This is a genomic window from Bradyrhizobium sp. WCU1, assembly GCF_053474805.1.
This window is the reverse complement of the sequence record NZ_CM130280.1, coordinates 194061-209588: the sequence shown is the minus strand read 5'-3', so window position 1 is coordinate 209588 and position 15528 is coordinate 194061. Positions and strand designations below refer to the sequence as shown.

The window sequence follows — 15528 nt, the reverse complement described above, 5'->3', positions numbered from 1 at the left end:
GCATGGGAGTTCCCGAATGGCCAATTCGACCTATCGTTGGGTGATTGTCGCGGCCGGCGGCCTGCTCGGCTGCGTCGCGATCGGCGGCATGTTCTCGTTACCCGTATTCCTGCAGCCGATGGCGCGCGAGACCGGCTGGTCGGTGACCGGGATATCGAGCGCGATGACGATCGGCTTCCTCGCAATGGCCTTCACCAGCATGGCCTGGGGCACGCTGTCCGACCGCTTCGGGCCGCTCCCGGTCGTGCTGACCGGATCGGTGGTGCTCACCGCGAGCCTTGCGCTGGCAAGTCGGGCACCATCGCTGCTGGCATTTCAGTTCATGTTCGGCGGGCTGGTCGGTGCTGCGACGGCCGCAATCTTCGCCCCGATGATGGCCTGCGTCGCCGGCTGGTTCGACACCCATCGCAGCATCGCCGTTTCGCTGGTGTCGGCCGGCATGGGCATGGCGCCGATGACGATGTCGCCGCTCGCGGCCTGGTTGATCTCCCACCACGACTGGCGGACCGCGATGCTGATCGTCTCGGGCGTGGTCGGCGCGATCATGATCCCGGTGTCGTTGCTGGTGCGCCGCCCGCCGGCGCTGCAAGATGACCACGTGGCGGTGGCTTCCGAGAACGGGGAGCCGGCGATGTCGCTGGCGCAGGCGCTGCGCTCGCCGCAATTCATCATCCTGATCACCACCAATTTCTTCTGCTGCGCCACCCATTCCGGCCCGATCATCCACACGGTGAGCTACGCGGTCACCTGCGGCATTCCGCTGGTCGCCGCGGTGACGATCTACAGCGTGGAAGGGCTTGCCGGCATGGGCGGCCGCATCGCCTTCGGCCTGCTCGGCGACCGCTTCGGCGCCAAGCGCGTGCTGGTACTCGGGCTGCTGGCGCAGGCATTCGGCGCGCTCGGTTATGTCTTCGTGCGCGAACTGGCCGCGTTCTACGCAGTCGCGGCAATCTTCGGCTTCATCTATGCCGGCACCATGCCGCTGTATTCCGTGCTGATCCGCGAGAACTTCCCGCTGCGCATGATGGGCACCGTGATCGGCGGCACCGCGATGGCGGGCAGTCTCGGCATGGCGACCGGACCGCTCGCCGGTGGCCTGATCTACGATACCTTTGCGAGCTACACGTGGCTCTATGTCGGCTCCTGGGCAACGGGCCTCGGCGCGTTCCTGATCATGATGACCTTCCGGCCGATGGCATCGGCGCGGCCCACTGCGGTGCCGGCGTCGGCGTAAGCTCGCTCAGCGCGTGGAGCGATTGATCGCTTTACGCGCGGCTGCGTTTCGGCCGCCTGATGGCGCGCACCTTGTTGTTGGTCGAGCCGCTGCCGCAGAAGAAGCGGTCCTTGCCGTCGGACTCGAGCCCGGAGACGAACACGCCCTTCGGCATTTCCAGCCGCTCCATGACCTCGCCGGTCTGCGGGTCGATCCGCCTGACGTCGCTCTGCTCCTCTTCCCAGGTGCCGTGCCAGAGTTCGCCATCGACCCAGGAGACGCCGGTGACGAAGCGGTTGCTTTCGATGGTGCGAATGACCTTGCCGGTTTCCGGATCGACCTGAACGATGGTGCGGTCGCGATACTGGCCGACCCACAGCGAGCCTTCAGCCCAGGCGAGACCCGAGTCGCGGCCGCCGCCGGGCGAGGGGATCGTCGACACCACGCGTCCGCTGTTCGGCTCGATCTTCAGGATGCGGTCCTCGGCGATCTGATAGAGGTGCTTGCCGTCGAAGGCGGTGCCGGCATGGGCCGCGATGTCGAGGCTGCGGGTGGTGTTGCCGCTGTCGGGATCGAACGCGACCAGCCGGCCGCCGGCCGCGAACCACACCTGCTCGCCGTCGAAGCTGACGCCGCCGACGCTCTCGACGCCTTCGAAGGCATATTCCCGGATGATCTCGGCTTCGGACGTCTTCATGCGGCGCTCCAGTTGTCTGATTTCATCCCGATGCTAGCCGTTCGGCAGCGGGGCAGGGAGTAACAACGTCGTCGTGAATCCCGGCACCGGGGGCGTCATCCAGCGCCGGGCGCGGGCGCGGCCGACCGACTGCACCTTGCCGGTGGCCGCCAGCGCGTCGAGCGCGCGCTGGACGGTGCGCTGGCTGGCGCCGAGCGCGACCGACAGCGCCGAGCTCGACCAGGCCTCGCCGTCGGCGAGGAAAGCCAGGACCGCCGCATGCTCCTCCTCGACCGGCAGCGCCAGCACGCTGACCTCGCGGCGGCCCCGCGGTGCCAGCACGAAGCCGTCGGGCGTGGCGTTGAGATCGGCAAGCGGCAGCAAGGCCCGGCGCAGCCGTCCGATCTCGACCCGCAGCCGCGCCCGATGCGATTCATCGGCGTGCTTGCCGCGAAACGCGCGCGCGATCAGCGTGCCGCGGGAGGCGTCCTGCGGCCAGGCTTCGCCCAGCGCGCGGGCGAGCGCGAACAGCACCGGACGCCGCGTCAGCGAGACCGTGGTCCTGGAATCACGCACGACGTAGCGGCAGGCATCGACGACGAGCGCCTTCGATGCCATCAAGGCCTCGACCTCATCGAGCAGCAACGGCCGCTGTTGGCCGCGCGCAATCAGGCGCGCCGCCGGTGTGGCGAGCAGCTTCGCGGTGCTCTCCACTTCGGCCGCAAGCCCGGCGATGCCGGCGCGGTGCGCGGCATCCCTGGCCCGTGCCAGCGCCGCGCGTGCCGGCTTGGTCCGTAGCCGCCGCATCGCGATCCCGGCGACGACCAGTTCATGGCCGACCCGCAGTGCCGGCGGGAAGGGCGATGGATCGAGGCCGTCAAGCATGCGCTCGGCCGCGTCGAGGCTGCCGATCAGCAGCAGGCGGCGGATTTCGAGATAGCCGGCGTGCGCGGCGTTCAGCGCATCGCCACGCGCGGCGAGCGTCGCGCGCGCAGCGGCGAGGCTCTTGCCGGGAAAGGAGAGGTCGCGCGACACCAGCGCGATCTCGGCCTCGGCTACCACGCAGCGCGCCCGCGCGATGGCTTCCCGTGGACCGAAGGCCCGGCCGGCGCGGCGCAACAGCTCCTTGGCGCGCGTGAAATCGCCGAGCCTTGCCATCGCGATGCCGCGCAGCGCCAGCGCCGGCGCATCGTCGCGCAGCGCCACCCGTTTCAGTGCGCCGAGGGGATCACCCGCCGCGAGTGCGCGCGCCGCAGCCGCAATCAGCGAGTCCATTCGAATCCCGACACACTTGTCACTCTCGCCCTCCGAGGCCCGGTCCTAATCTAGCACATGACGACATGGCGCATCTCCAGCGAGATCGAATGATGACCGGCTTAGAAACACATCAGGATTGGTTGAAGGGCCGGCTTGGCGGCCGTGGCGCGATCGCCGCGCGGTGGCTGTCGCTGGCGGCGGCGCCGACCTTCGCGGTGATGGCGCTGACTGCCGCGCTGGCGCCGGCCGACATGATCTGCGGCGCGATGCAGGGACCGCTTTCATTGCAGGGGATGGTCCCGATGTACGCGCTGATGAGCGCATTTCATCTGGCGCCGTGGTTGCGCCTGTTCCGATGATCGGCTCATCTCTCCGGCAAAGTGAAGACCGCACAGGGCCGCGCGATGCCGCGCAGCTCATGGGTGCCGAGCGCGACCAGCGGCATCTCGGTCTCGGCGGCGACGGCGTCCGAGACCAGCACGGTCTGCTGCAGCGGCTTGCACAGGCCTTCCAGCCGGCTGACCAGATTGACCGCGGCGCCGATCGCGGTGAAGTCGAGGCGATCGGCGGCGCCGATATTGCCCCAATGCACCTCGCCGAGATGCAGCGCCGCGCCGAAGGACAGTGCCGGCAAACCCTGCTTGCGCCGCTCGGTATCGAGATGCGCCATGCCGACGCGCGCCGCCGACACCGCACGCAACGCCGCCTCGCACGCGCTGCGAGCGCCCGTCGTGACCGGAAAGATCGCGAGCAGCCCGTCGCCGATGAACTTCAGCACCTCGCCGCCGAAGGCGTGGATCGCGCCGGCGATGCGGTCGAACCAGGCGTCGAGCGCGGCGATCACCTCGGCGGGCGGATGGCTTTCGGAGAGCGCGGTGAAGCCGCGCAGATCGGCAAACAGCAGCGCCGCGCGGATGGTTTCGCCGGTGTTGCGCCGCAACGGCGATGCCAGGACGCGCGCCGCGCTGCGCCGCCCGAGATAGGCCTCCAGCGCCGCGGTCAGCGTGGCACGCGCCGCGAGCGCGGCGAGCGGCGCGGCCGTGAAGCGCGCCGCCTCGCGCAATCGATCCGTCTCCGCAGGCGTGAAGGCGCGTGTTCCGATCCAGCCGAGGGTCGGGCCGTCCGGCCGCGTTCCAATCATGTCCTCGTGGATCGGGCCGGGCGCGAGACTGCCGAGCCAACGTCGGCCGGCATCGGCGGATCCGATCATATCGGGCATTGCAAACGGTTGTTCCGGCGCGAATCCGAGCGCCTCGATGACCTCGCCGTTGTCGGCGCGCCACAGCCAGGTGCGCCTGGCAATAAGGGGATGCGGAACCTCGAGCGTCAGGACACCGCCGGCAAGCGGCAAGCCATCCGTGATAAGATGGCTGCCGAGGTCTGCCAGCAATCGGTTGGCGCCCGCGGTCTCGGCGGCGGCGTCGACCAGCCAGCTCAGCGTCGAGGGCAAATGCATCACTCCATCATGGCGTTGACGTACCAGACTTGTCACGCGTTATCGCTACATCCGATCGTCCATGGAGGAGAGTTCGATGACCGAAGCTTTCATCGTTCAACGCGAGATGCAGATCGCAGCGCCGCCCGCGACGGTATTCGCCTTCCTGACCGATCCGCAGAAGATCGTGAGCTGGATGGGGCTGGAAGCCGAGACCGAGTTGCATCCGGGCGGGCTCTATCTGCTCAAGGGCGTCGCCGGCGATCGCACAAAGGCGGCACGCGGCGCGTTCCGCGAGGTCGTGCCGGTGCATCGTCTCGCCTACAGCTTTGGCTGGGAGGGAGGCGCGGAGGTCCCACCGGGATCCAGCCTGATCGAGATCGACCTGATGGCGCAGGACAACGGCACGCTGTTGCGCATGACCCATAGTGGCTTGCCCAACGCGGAGCAGTGCGCGAGCCATAGCAAGGGTTGGGCGCACTATCTTGCCAGGCTCGCGCTCGCCGCCGGGGGCCGAGCTCCAGGGCCTGACCGCGGTCCGCACGCCTGATGGTCGCCGTGGCTTGCGTCGGTCATTTCGAGCGGAGCATGATCGAGCAGAAGTTCATCCTCGTGTCGTTCATGTCCCTCAGCGCCAGCGCGTCGCTGGTCGATCCGGTTTTCGCAAATTGTGACGCCGTTCATGAAGCGGAGGCCTGATCGGGGATAGGGTCAACCTCACTGAAGTCGTAACCATTCACGCAACTTCTCCGAGAGGCCGCCATGGACGCGCTCACGCTCTTCATCATCCGTCATGCCGAGAAGCCCGGCGAGTCCTGGCCGGGGCCTGGCTTCACCGCGGATGGGGCGTCCGACACCGAGTCGCTGGTGCTCCGCGGCTGGCAGCGCGCCGGGGCGTGGACAGCCTTGTTCGGCACCGACCTCACCGGCGGCGATTATGCCAAGCCTGACGCGATCTATGCCGCGACACCCGGAAACGAGCCCAATCAGCCGCCGTCGAGCCGTCCGGCCGAGACGATCTCGGCGCTCGCAGCGCGTCGCGGCCTGACGCCGAACCAAGGATTCGGCAAGGGTGACGAGCCGGCGCTGATGAAGGCGATACTCGCGTCGAAGGGCGTCGTGCTGTTGTGCTGGGAGCACAAGGCGATCATCTCCGACATCCTGCCGCTGATCCCGGTCAGCAAGGGCACGCCGCCGACCAAATGGGAGGGCAGCCGGTTCGACGTCGTGCTGCGCTTCGAGCGCGCCAAGGGCGACGACAAGTTCGCCTTCAAGGAGCTGTTTCCAAAATTGCTGTTCGGCGATTCCAGCAAGCCACTCGGCGGCTGAGCCGCGCCGATCAGTCGAGCCCGAGCGCCTTGCGCGATTTCCGCGTCAGCTTGGCCGCGATCAGCGCATGGGCCTGATCGAGATAGGTCTTGAGCTCGGCGTCGGGCAGGGCATCGTTGCCGAGCAGCTGGACCCATTTGCCGCGCGCCAGATAAGGCGCCGGCCGTGCGAGCTGCTGCTCGATCAAGAGCTGATAGGCCATGTGCGAGGTCTTGAACATGAAGCCGCCGGACCGCTCGATGAAGCCGCCGGCCAGCGCGAACATCTTGCCGCCGACCTTGAACACTGACGTGCCCTCCCATTGCACCACCTTGGTGGCGGCGGGCAGGCGCAGGCAATGGGTTTCGAAGGTTTTGGGGCGCATGAGTCGAACGGACCGGAGGGTTCAAAGCCTTAAGCCCGCCGCGCGTCGGTCGACAAGCCCAGTGAGGGCCGACGATCCCAGGCTCGTTCCGATCCCCGCTGTATCCTCACGGCCTCACGAAAACGTGGGTTGTCGCCGTCCTATCTGTAGATATATCGTAAGATATGTTTTCAGTAAGGAAAAAGACAATGAGACGATCGATGTTTCGCGACCGGGACCACGAGGGCTTCGGATTTGGCTTCTTCATGGGACGGCACGGCAGGGGCGGCCATCGCTTTGGCCGGGGCGGCCACGGCTTCTTCGGGCGGGGTGGCGGCGGCGACTTTCCGGGATCGCGCCGACTCTCATCGCAGGACCTGCAACTCGTGATCCTGGCGTTGCTCGGCGAGCAGCCGGCGCACGGCTATGAGCTGATCAAGAAGATCGAGGAGCGGTCGGACGGCTTCTACAGCCCGAGCCCGGGCGTGATCTATCCGGCGCTGACCTTCCTCGAAGAGATCGGCCACGCCAGCGTCACCCAGGATGCGGCGCGCAAGCTCTACAGCATCACCGAGCAAGGCAAGGCGCATCTCGCCGAGAACCGTGCCACCGCCGATACCATTCTCGAAGCGCTGTCGCGGATCGGCCGCCGCATGGAGGAGGTGCGCGAAGCCTTCGCCGGCGTCAGCGATCTCGACGGTGAAGCGTCCGACGATATTCACCGCGCCCGTCATGCGCTGAAGAGCGCGCTGCGTCAGAAGCGCGGCTGCGATGCCGCCGAGGCGCGGCGGATCGCAAAGATCCTGGACCGCGCTGCGGCTGAAATCCTGCAGCAATGACGCAATCGCAAAGGAAGCCCTTCATGTACAATGCTGAACCGCACAGCGCGATTACCGATGCCCGCGTCATGGCCGTCATCGAGCGCCTGCAGGCCACGCGCCGGGCGCCGGTGAGAGGCAACCCGATGCAGAGCAGCAGCCGCGATCCACACGATTATGCCGAGCAGGGTTTCTCGATCCACCCGGAGCAGGGCGAGCTGATCTACCTGCTGTGCCGCGGCCTCGGCGCCAGGCGCGTCGCCGAGTTTGCGACCTCGGTCGGCATGTCGACGCTCTATTTCGCCGCGGCGTTGCGCGACAATGGCGGCGGCACCGTGATCGGCTCGGAGATCGTGCCGGCCAAGGTCGCGGCCGCGAAGCGCAACTTGGCGGAGGCCGGCCTGGCGGATTACGCCGAGATCCGCGAGGGCGATGCACGGAAGACGCTGCGCGATCTCGGCGGCCCCGTCGACTTCATCCTGATCGACGGCTGGCCCGGCGACAAGGGACCGACACTGGCACGCCAGGTGATCGAGATCGTAGCTCCCCAGCTTCGCGTCGGCGGCTACGTCATGAACGACAATGCCGAGGCGGATTTTCTGGAGTTCGTCCGCGATCCCCACAACGGCTTCGTGTCGATCACGCTGCCGCTGAAGGGCGGCACCGAGCTTTGCCTGAAGGTGGCGTAGCCGGGTTTTGCCAGCTGGCGTGATTGTGAGCCGCAATCACGTCACGCCGTGCTGGATTTTGCCGGCGCTTCTTGCTCTTCTTTGGAAAAATCAGGAGCGAAGCGCCGCATGTCCGAAGTTCCGCCACGCCATCCGCTTGATCGTCCGATCTGGAGCGCGCTGACCACACGGCAGCGCGAGCTGGCGGAAAGCGACACCGCTGCAAGGCGCTTCCCGCTCGCGATCGCGCCATTTGCCGACATGGTCGACATGTCACCGCAGAGTTTTGCCGCGCTCGGCGCGCTGTTGTCGGGACCGGACATCGCGGTGCTGTTCACGCCCGATCCGCTCGCCGTGCCGTCGGAGTTCAAGGTGCTGCTGGCCGAGACCGGTGAGCAGATGATCGGTGCGCCGGCGGACTTTTCTCTGTCCGGCGTCGAGATCGTCAGGCTCGGCGAAGGCGACGTTTCCGCGATGATGGCGCTGACGGCACTGACAAAACCCGGACCGTTCAGCGCGCGGACGCATGAGCTCGGCAATTTCTTCGGCATCCGCGTCGGCGGCGAACTGGTCGCAATGACCGGCGAACGGATGAAGTCGGGAAACTATACCGAGATGACCGCCGTCTGCGTGCATCCGGACCATCGCGGCCGGGGCTATGCGCAGGCGTTGCTGTCGGCGGTCGGCCGCCAGATCGTGGCGCGCGGCGAAATTCCGTTCCTGCACGTCTTCACCAGCAACGCCTCGGCGATCGCACTGTATCGGCGCCAGGGCATGGAGATCCGCCGCCGTCTGCACATCACGGTGTTGCAGAAGCAGGGTTAGCGCCGGGCTGAAGGGGGAGATCTCTACTCAGATAAATGGGGACGAAACAGTTCAGTTCAAGAATTGTCAGGCGCCCCTCTCACCGCGCATGTCCCGCCTCCCTCAAAGCCTGGGGATGGAGCGGGGAGCACAGCCATCGCAGTTGCGACGATAGACGGATTCGCCGACGCGCGGTTTTCGGCGGCGCGTGAAGCGTTCGAGGCCAATTTCGCCGATGGTGAGGAGCTCGGCGCGTCGTTCTGCGCCACGATCGACGGCGAGACGGTGGTCGATCTGTGGGGCGGTTTCGCCGACGAAGCGTGTCGGCGGCCGTGGACGCGCGACAGCATCGTCAACGTCTATTCGATCACCAAGACCATGACCGCGCTGACCGCGTTGTGGCTCGCCGATCGCGGCGAGCTCGACTTTGCAGCACCCGTTGCGCGCTACTGGCCGGAGTTCGCCGCGAACGGCAAGGTCGGCATCACCGTGGCGCAACTGATGAGCCATTCGGCGGGCCTCTCGGGCTGGCATCCCGCGATCAGCGGCGAGGATTTTTATGACTGGGACAAGGCGACCTCGACGCTGGCCGCGCAGGCGCCGCTGTGGGAGCCAGGCACCGCATCCGGTTATCACGTCTACACCTTCGGTTTCCTGATCGGCGAGGTGATCAGGCGCATCACCGGCAGGACGCTCGGCACGGTGTTTCGCGAGGAGATCGCGTCGCCTTTGAACGTGGATTTCTGGATCGGCCTGCCGGCATCGGAGGATCATCGTGTTGCCGACCTCGTGCCGTTCCTGCCGTCATCGGCCGCGACCGGCGTCGAGATGACGACGATCCAGAAGATCACCTTCAGCGACACCCGTACCGACGTGCCATCGACCCGCACCCGCGCCTGGCGCGGCGCCGAGATCCCGGCGGTGAACGGCCACGGCAACGCGCGTTCGATCGCCGCGATCCAGACCATCCTCGCGACCGGCGGAGTTGCGAATGGCCAACGTATCATGTCGGAAGCGGGCTGCCGCAGGGCGCTGGAGGTGCAGATCGATGGCCCTGACCTGGTGATGCGCGGCATCTCCGTCCGCTTCGGCCTCGGCTACGGTTTGCCGAGCCCGATCCTCAGCCTGGTGCCGCCCAATCCGAACACGCTGTTCTGGTCCGGCGGCGGCGGCGCGTTCGTGCTCATCGATACCGACGCGCGCATGACGTTTGCCTATGCGATGAACCGGATGCATCGCGGGTTGGTCGGCGATGCCCGCTCGTTCCGGATCATCCGCGCAATGTGGCGGGCGCTCGGGATGACGCCCTGATTGGAGAGCGTCGCGCGCTCAGGCCAGCCTGTTGCCGGCGAGGTGCACCGTGTGCTTGTCGCAGCTCGGATCGATCGCGACGGCAATCGTCGTGATGTGCCCGCGAGCGACGACGTTGTTGCTGATCTCGATATTCCTGGCGCGGCCGACGAAGATCGCGCTGTCGGGCTTGATATGGAAGAACTCGCCGGCCCCAAACAAATTGCCGCGCACAAATGTCTGGCCGATCGCATTGCCGGCGATCCTGGCGCCGTCGGCATTGCTGACGAAGATCGCGTAGATGTAGGAATCGTCGATGTGATTGCCCTCGATGATGACGCGCCGGTTCTGGAAATTGTTCTGGAAACCCGTTGCTCCTTCCGGCGGCACCATGCCGACATAGATCGTGCCGAGCGTTCCGCTGCCGCTGGTCAGTTCATTGGCGCCGTTGACGCAATGGCTGAAGCGGTTGTTGCGGAACACGAGGTTGTCGGCGAATCCGGACTCCGACCAGAAGCCGATGTCGCTCCCTGCCTGCAGCGCGACGCCGGTCGAGAAGGTGAACTGGCAATTCTCGACGATGGCGTTCGGCGCCTTCATCAGCACGCGGCCGCAGGCGTGGAAATTGCAACGCAGCACGGTGGCGCCGGATCCGATATGCGTCAGCGAGGTGATGGCATCGCCGACCTTGAGCGGCAGGTCCTGTTGCAGGACGACGTCGTAGATCAGGTCCGGCTGCGTGGTCGGGCTCCTGTTCTTCCAGAGCGGGGCGATCTTGGCCTTCAGCTCCGGCGCGTGACGCTTGGTCAATTGCGCGACCTTGCTGCGTCCGAGTGAACCAAACGTCGCGTGATCGCAGCTCTCGATATCGTCGCCGGCCACAAGGCCGACGTCCCATTTGGGGCTGAGCAGGAACCGCCGCGGCGCGGTCTTCGCCACGACGTAGTAGTAGAAGCCGTGCACGTTGATGGCATCGTCGGAGGTGTTGGCGAAACTGCAGTCCTCGATGGTCGGACCGTTCGCGACCGCGGTGAAGTGCGAACCATCGGAGTTGGTCGAGATCAGGCGGTCGGTTGTTGCGCCCTTCGGCCGGGGTCCCGGAACGACGGAGACCTTCTGCAGCATCATGGAGCCTTCGCCGCCGCTCTCGACAATGCCCATGCCCGGCGAGGCCAGAAGCTTCAGGTCGATCAGGCTCGTCGCAACGCTGGAGTCCACGGCGATGGCGTTCGCGCCGCCATTCGCGACGGTGACGACGTCACCGACTGCGATCGGCAGTTGGCTGGGAAAGCGATCGTTCGCGCTCCAGTGCAGGCGCACCTTGATCAGGCCGTCGCTGACGCGCGTGGCATGGGCCGGTGAGAGGAAATCCCTGGCACCGGTCTTCAGCGCCCGGTTGTGGCGATCCATCACCTTGAAGAAGCCATCGGTGAAAGTGGCGAGCAGCGCGGCATCATCGGGATAGCCGGGATCGACCTTGACCGTGATCTCGATCGCCTGCTTGTCGAACGCGGTGATCGTCCCTTGCGTGAAGGGCAGCGGGTCGTAGTCGATGGTGAGATCGCGGACGGTGAGGCGGTTGCAGCCGGAGATCGTCAGGGTGCCGCTGCGCGCCGTGTTGATCAGCTGTGCGCCATTGCCGTTGAGCTCGAAGCCGTGCAACTGCCGGAACGCAAGCGGCCGCTTGATTCGGTAGCTGGCGTTCTTTTCCAGGTTGAGCACGATATGAACCGGCCCCGCCTTGCTGGCGTCCGCTGCCGCTTTGGCGATTGAGGCCAGCGCCTTGGCGAAGGCCGCGTCGGCGTCGCCGCCTGAAGTGGCGGAGAAGGTCGCCATGTCGAAGCTGGCCGCGCCCGGGACCGGCAACGATTCGGCGCGGCTTTCCCTGCCAAGCAACGGGCTCGTTACAAAAAACGAGGCAAGCGTCAGCGCCCGCCGGCGGCTAATCGGCATGGTGCACGGCTCCCTGCGAGACCGGGATCGGTCGCGTGCATGGTCGGTTCGCGAAGATGAATTGGAGCCAAACGGCGTGGAGCCGGCGCGGCCGCTCGCGACATTGTGAATGACGTTGCCGCCGCTCGTGCGCTGCGCGAGCGGAGCGCTCGTCCGTCGCACCAAAAAAAAGGCCCGGGCGCATGCGCGTCCGGGCCCATTGTTGTCGAGCAGGCGTCAGTGCATCGTCTGTTCCGACGCCGCGATCCAGGCGATGACGGCCTCGGAGAAGCCGTCGACCCGCGTCCACGGGCCGTGTCCGACGCCGTGCTGGTAGGACGCCACGTTGACCATGTATCCGCGTCCCTTCGGGGCGGGCACCTGGTCGTGGCTCTGCTCGTCGGTGAAGACGATCAGGCGATCGCCCTTGCGGTCGATCTCCGTCACCGCCTTGCCGAGATACGTCCCGCCATGCGGCTGCGAGCCGATGATCGCATCGCGCAGCGCGAAGCCGCGGCGCGGCGGCAGCTTCACGACCTCATTGCTGAACGTGAAGATCTCCACCTCGTCGCAGACTTCGCGGGCGAGGATCGCAAGCCCGCAAGCCGCCTCCGCCCGCGTCATCTCGGACTGGGCCGAGAGCGGCGAGAACATCGATCCCGACACGTCGATCAGGAGCCGCGTGCGGCCATCGAGCCGCGCGTAGTCCTTGACCGACTTCAGCATCGCTGCCTCGAGCTCCGGCTCGAAGTCCGGCGCATACCGCGCCACCGTGATGAAGCGGTAGGGCAGGATGCGGTCCGTCCGCATTGCGTCGATCGCCTCCGCGATGGTTCGGCGCGGCACCTCAGCCTTCTGCATCAGGCGCAGGTTGCGGAGCAGCGCCAGCCCGCCGAGCCGGTTCTTGGCGATCAGGCGCTCGAAGGTTCCACGCTTGTCCTTGCCGGACGAGAGCGAAACCTCCCAGGTGTCGGGCGAGGCCAGCTCGCCGTCGACGAGCTGCTTCCACACCTTCTCCTGCGCGGCATCCTTCGGCTTGGCGTGGACCAGGAACAGCACGTCCTTGATCCGCACCGCGCCGTCGCGATCGTACTTCGCGAGCTGGTAGGCGTCGAACTTGGTCAGCGCCCGCGCCAGGCCCTTCTTGATCTGCGCCGAGACGGGCTGACGCTTGCGCTGCTGCTGCGGGCCGAGCGCATCCGCCCAGTAGATCGCAAGCAGCTCGGTCATCTCGTCGGGCCGCTGGATCACGCGAGCCAGCGTATCGGCAACGAGGCCGCGATGGGTCGGATGCCGCGCCATCTCGCGGACCACGAGCAGCGGCGCGTGCCTCAGCTTCATGGTCTCGCGCGCAGCGATGGCGAGTTCGGCCGTCCGCTCGGGCGCGACCAGCGGCACCAGCGCCTTGATGCGATCGGCGATCGCGACGCCGTCCTCGTAGAACTGGTTCTCCCACAGGAGGCAGTTCAGCAGCGCGCGCCGCAGCTCCATCTCGGGCGTGAAGCGCTTGCTGCGCGCGCCCTCGCGGGTGAAGGCGCGCATGATCTTGTTGATCGTGGCCATGATGGCCTCCTTTCTGGGGGAGTATGGATTGGAAAGTGGAGCCGGGGAACTGGCGAGGCTGGACTGCCCTTTTAGGGCGTCGCACGCTCTTCCATCGAGCCACGGATGTATCATCCGGAAGGAATCGAACCTTCTGCCTTGCGATCCGAAGTAACAGCACTCTTCACCACCTGCATTGGCGGACCACGACCCGGGAACAGGCGATTGCTGAGACCCCGTTCGGCAGCTTACCCTGCCAGTCGGGAAGCGCTCTACCACTGAGCTACCGGTGCACATGACACCGGGCGGGATTCGAACCCGCGACCTCTCGTTTCACAGACGATGTAACAGCGATCTTCACCACGGGGCGTGGAAGGGGTCGGCGGGGAACAAGCGATGCTGTTGCTGCCCTTGCGGGCGAACCGCCTTTCGGCGTGCGGGCCTCGAACCCGCTCGGCGCCGTAGCGCCTTCCCACGAAGTAACAGTCATCTTCACCACCGCCTGACCGGCGCATCTGCGCCGGTCGTCGATAGGTACGCTGGGGAACTGGCGATATCGGTGTCAGTGACGACAACACAGCCGCTCGCCTTGCGGACGAGAGACTGCGCCGGGCCGCACGCGGACCTTTGCCTGGCCGCATCCCGGTGCGTGTGTCACAGGCGGGATTCGAACCCGCTCTTTCCAGTGGAGCGAAGTATCCGACATCTTCACCACCAGCGTCGGTTGAGCCGCAGTGATGCGGCAAACCGTTTTGAAAAATTTCGTCGCGGCGCTGTCGATGCGCCGCCGATTGCGAACTCCTCGGAGTCCGCTCTGCCATCGGTGTCCGGCTCATCGCCTCGTTCCCTCCGGCAGGCCCCGCGCACTTGGGCACGCGCGTCTCCGCGCGAGCCCCGGGATCCGGGTCTCCCGTTCCGGCTTGCGCCGGGCAATTCGAATGAGCCGTGCTGCGGACAACAAAAAAACCCTCCGGAGCACTTGGCTCGGGAGGGTCCGTTTAGGCGGACTGTCGACCTCGCATTATGCGAGGTCGCTCCGATGAGCCGGGCACGCGCTACCGATCGGCCGCAGGCCGTTCGACAGTTGGCGGGATCTTTCAAATCCGTAGTGCATCATCTGGCTCATGTTTGATCGCGAACGGTGGTGCTCGCGAAGGTTGCGGGACATACGCCTCGCCGATGTCGATGTCAACAACGGAAAATGATGACGGCTGAAAATTCAGCGCCGCTTGCGCGGCTTCGCTTTGCTCGCGGGCTTGCCGCCATGCGCGGCGATCCGCGTCAGCGCATCTGCAAACACGCGTGCGGCGGGGCCGAGCGGCTCGTCGAGCCGGCGCGCGAGATAGGCCTCCATTGCAAGCGATGCGTTGCGTCCGAGTGCGCCGGTCTCGACCCTCACCAGGCGGCGTTCGCTCAAGTCGCGCGCCACCTGCCAGATCGGCAGCCGGCCCCAGCCGAGCCCGGCCATGATCATGGCGTGCTTGGTGTCCTGGTTGCTGACCCTGCAAATCTGCGGCGAGAGGACGCCGAAGTTGCGGCCTTCCGACAACGGCGTCGGGTCCGACAGCACGATCTGCAGATGATCGGCGAGGTCGGCGACGCTCTTGTGGCCGCGGCGCGCGAGCGGATGGCTTGCGGAGGCGACAGCGATGATCTGCACGGAGCAGATCGCGTCGAGCGCGAGGCGGGGATCGCGAAAATCCTCCCCGACCGTGACGGCGAGCGCGCTGCGCCGTTCGGTGAGGGCGGCGATCGGACCGCCCATCGGTTCGACCGCGAGCCGCACGCTCACCGATGGATAGGCCGCCCGCATCTCCGTCAGCGCCGCGCCGACAGCGGCGATCGGAAACAGCGTGTCGACGACAACAGCGAGTTCCGATTCCACCCCGTCGCCAAGGCCGTGCGCCCGCGCCCGCATCGCGTCGACCCGGAGCAGGAGATCGCGCGCATTGCCGAGCAGCGCCTTGCCTTCGGCCGTCAGCACCGGGCGATGGCCGGAGCGGTCGAACAGCATGATGCCGAGCTCGGCCTCGAGGTTGGCGATGGCGTGGCTGACCGCGGACTGCACCCGCGCCAGCTTCGCCGCAGCGGCGCGAAAACTGCCGGTCTCGGCGATGGTGACGAAGACCCGGATCTGATCGAGTGTGAGGTTATCGAGCATGATCTATGAAATCGATCAAATGAATGCAAAACATATCACTCCTGTTGATGGTCCGGAAAC

Annotated in this window: 15 protein-coding genes; 8 read left to right on the top strand and 7 right to left on the bottom strand. The window is 66.4% G+C overall.

All coding sequences use genetic code 11. The features are described from left to right. Positions 1-16: 16 nt before the first annotated feature. Positions 17-1234, top strand: coding sequence for an MFS transporter (locus tag ACTUWL_RS01080; RefSeq protein WP_021080089.1), 1218 nt, complete (start codon positions 17-19; stop codon positions 1232-1234). A gap of 31 nt (positions 1235-1265) precedes the next feature. Here the strand turns inward: ACTUWL_RS01080 and ACTUWL_RS01075 are convergent, their stop codons facing one another. Beyond that, positions 1266-1910, bottom strand: coding sequence for a Vgb family protein (locus tag ACTUWL_RS01075; RefSeq protein WP_021080088.1), 645 nt, complete (start codon positions 1908-1910; stop codon positions 1266-1268). 33 nt (positions 1911-1943) lie between these two features. Beyond that, on the bottom strand, positions 1944-3164 hold the full coding sequence (locus ACTUWL_RS01070; RefSeq protein ID WP_021080087.1) for a hypothetical protein: 1221 nt from the start codon (positions 3162-3164) through the stop codon (positions 1944-1946). A gap of 92 nt (positions 3165-3256) precedes the next feature. Between ACTUWL_RS01070 and ACTUWL_RS01065 the strand changes: the two genes are divergently transcribed. After that, positions 3257-3505 carry a hypothetical protein gene (locus ACTUWL_RS01065; RefSeq protein WP_291734666.1) on the top strand — a complete coding sequence of 83 codons (249 nt, stop codon included), beginning with the start codon at positions 3257-3259 and terminating at the stop codon, positions 3503-3505. A gap of 5 nt (positions 3506-3510) precedes the next feature. On the opposite strand, the gene ACTUWL_RS01060 is transcribed toward ACTUWL_RS01065, so the two are convergent. Continuing rightward, on the bottom strand, positions 3511-4602 hold the full coding sequence (locus ACTUWL_RS01060; protein ID WP_035652058.1) for an adenylate/guanylate cyclase domain-containing protein: 1092 nt from the start codon (positions 4600-4602) through the stop codon (positions 3511-3513). Positions 4603-4678: 76 nt separating this feature from the next. On the opposite strand from ACTUWL_RS01060, the gene ACTUWL_RS01055 reads away from it, so the two are divergent. After that, a complete protein-coding gene (locus ACTUWL_RS01055) occupies positions 4679-5131 on the top strand; it encodes an SRPBCC family protein (RefSeq protein ID WP_021080084.1) in 453 nt (150 codons plus the stop codon). A 212-nt stretch (positions 5132-5343) separates the two neighbouring features. Next, complete coding sequence (locus ACTUWL_RS01050) at positions 5344-5910, top strand: hypothetical protein (protein ID WP_021080082.1); 567 nt, start codon at positions 5344-5346, stop codon at positions 5908-5910. Positions 5911-5920: 10 nt separating this feature from the next. Here the strand turns inward: ACTUWL_RS01050 and ACTUWL_RS01045 are convergent, their stop codons facing one another. Further along, on the bottom strand, positions 5921-6274 hold the full coding sequence (locus ACTUWL_RS01045) for an MmcQ/YjbR family DNA-binding protein (RefSeq protein WP_021080081.1): 354 nt from the start codon (positions 6272-6274) through the stop codon (positions 5921-5923). A 200-nt stretch (positions 6275-6474) separates the two neighbouring features. Between ACTUWL_RS01045 and ACTUWL_RS01040 the strand changes: the two genes are divergently transcribed. The 4 genes from ACTUWL_RS01040 to ACTUWL_RS01025 all read left to right on the top strand — a co-directional run bounded on the left by ACTUWL_RS01040 (position 6475) and on the right by ACTUWL_RS01025 (position 9854). Further along, a complete protein-coding gene (locus tag ACTUWL_RS01040; RefSeq protein ID WP_035652055.1) occupies positions 6475-7092 on the top strand; it encodes a PadR family transcriptional regulator in 618 nt (205 codons plus the stop codon). A 23-nt stretch (positions 7093-7115) separates the two neighbouring features. Beyond that, positions 7116-7760: an O-methyltransferase gene (locus tag ACTUWL_RS01035; protein WP_021080079.1), complete on the top strand. Its 645-nt coding sequence runs from the start codon at positions 7116-7118 to the stop codon at positions 7758-7760. 108 nt (positions 7761-7868) lie between these two features. After that, on the top strand, positions 7869-8564 hold the full coding sequence (locus tag ACTUWL_RS01030) for a GNAT family N-acetyltransferase (protein ID WP_021080078.1): 696 nt from the start codon (positions 7869-7871) through the stop codon (positions 8562-8564). A 63-nt stretch (positions 8565-8627) separates the two neighbouring features. Then, a complete protein-coding gene (locus ACTUWL_RS01025) occupies positions 8628-9854 on the top strand; it encodes a serine hydrolase domain-containing protein (RefSeq protein WP_021080077.1) in 1227 nt (408 codons plus the stop codon). A gap of 18 nt (positions 9855-9872) precedes the next feature. Here the strand turns inward: ACTUWL_RS01025 and ACTUWL_RS01020 are convergent, their stop codons facing one another. The 3 genes from ACTUWL_RS01020 to ACTUWL_RS01010 all read right to left on the bottom strand — a co-directional run bounded on the left by ACTUWL_RS01020 (position 9873) and on the right by ACTUWL_RS01010 (position 15468). After that, positions 9873-11786 (bottom strand): right-handed parallel beta-helix repeat-containing protein, encoded by a 1914-nt coding sequence (locus ACTUWL_RS01020; protein ID WP_021080076.1) that lies wholly within the window; start codon positions 11784-11786, stop codon positions 9873-9875. A gap of 216 nt (positions 11787-12002) precedes the next feature. Beyond that, the gene (locus ACTUWL_RS01015; protein ID WP_021080075.1) at positions 12003-13328 is read right to left on the bottom strand and encodes a TROVE domain-containing protein; all 1326 of its coding nucleotides are present in this window, start codon (positions 13326-13328) and stop codon (positions 12003-12005) included. 1198 nt (positions 13329-14526) lie between these two features. Further along, positions 14527-15468: a LysR family transcriptional regulator gene (locus tag ACTUWL_RS01010; RefSeq protein WP_021080074.1), complete on the bottom strand. Its 942-nt coding sequence runs from the start codon at positions 15466-15468 to the stop codon at positions 14527-14529. Between the last annotated feature and the right edge of the window lie 60 nt (positions 15469-15528).

Coding starts and splice junctions, on each gene's coding strand:
- ACTUWL_RS01080 (WP_021080089.1), top strand. CDS start 17: ATGGCCAATTCGACCTATCGTTGGGTGATTGTCGCGGCCGGCGGCCTG.
- ACTUWL_RS01075 (WP_021080088.1), bottom strand. CDS start 1,910: ATGAAGACGTCCGAAGCCGAGATCATCCGGGAATATGCCTTCGAAGGC.
- ACTUWL_RS01070 (WP_021080087.1), bottom strand. CDS start 3,164: ATGGACTCGCTGATTGCGGCTGCGGCGCGCGCACTCGCGGCGGGTGAT.
- ACTUWL_RS01065 (WP_291734666.1), top strand. CDS start 3,257: ATGACCGGCTTAGAAACACATCAGGATTGGTTGAAGGGCCGGCTTGGC.
- ACTUWL_RS01060 (WP_035652058.1), bottom strand. CDS start 4,602: ATGCATTTGCCCTCGACGCTGAGCTGGCTGGTCGACGCCGCCGCCGAG.
- ACTUWL_RS01055 (WP_021080084.1), top strand. CDS start 4,679: ATGACCGAAGCTTTCATCGTTCAACGCGAGATGCAGATCGCAGCGCCG.
- ACTUWL_RS01050 (WP_021080082.1), top strand. CDS start 5,344: ATGGACGCGCTCACGCTCTTCATCATCCGTCATGCCGAGAAGCCCGGC.
- ACTUWL_RS01045 (WP_021080081.1), bottom strand. CDS start 6,274: ATGCGCCCCAAAACCTTCGAAACCCATTGCCTGCGCCTGCCCGCCGCC.
- ACTUWL_RS01040 (WP_035652055.1), top strand. CDS start 6,475: ATGTTTCGCGACCGGGACCACGAGGGCTTCGGATTTGGCTTCTTCATG.
- ACTUWL_RS01035 (WP_021080079.1), top strand. CDS start 7,116: ATGTACAATGCTGAACCGCACAGCGCGATTACCGATGCCCGCGTCATG.
- ACTUWL_RS01030 (WP_021080078.1), top strand. CDS start 7,869: ATGTCCGAAGTTCCGCCACGCCATCCGCTTGATCGTCCGATCTGGAGC.
- ACTUWL_RS01020 (WP_021080076.1), bottom strand. CDS start 11,786: ATGCCGATTAGCCGCCGGCGGGCGCTGACGCTTGCCTCGTTTTTTGTA.
- ACTUWL_RS01015 (WP_021080075.1), bottom strand. CDS start 13,328: ATGGCCACGATCAACAAGATCATGCGCGCCTTCACCCGCGAGGGCGCG.
- ACTUWL_RS01010 (WP_021080074.1), bottom strand. CDS start 15,468: ATGCTCGATAACCTCACACTCGATCAGATCCGGGTCTTCGTCACCATC.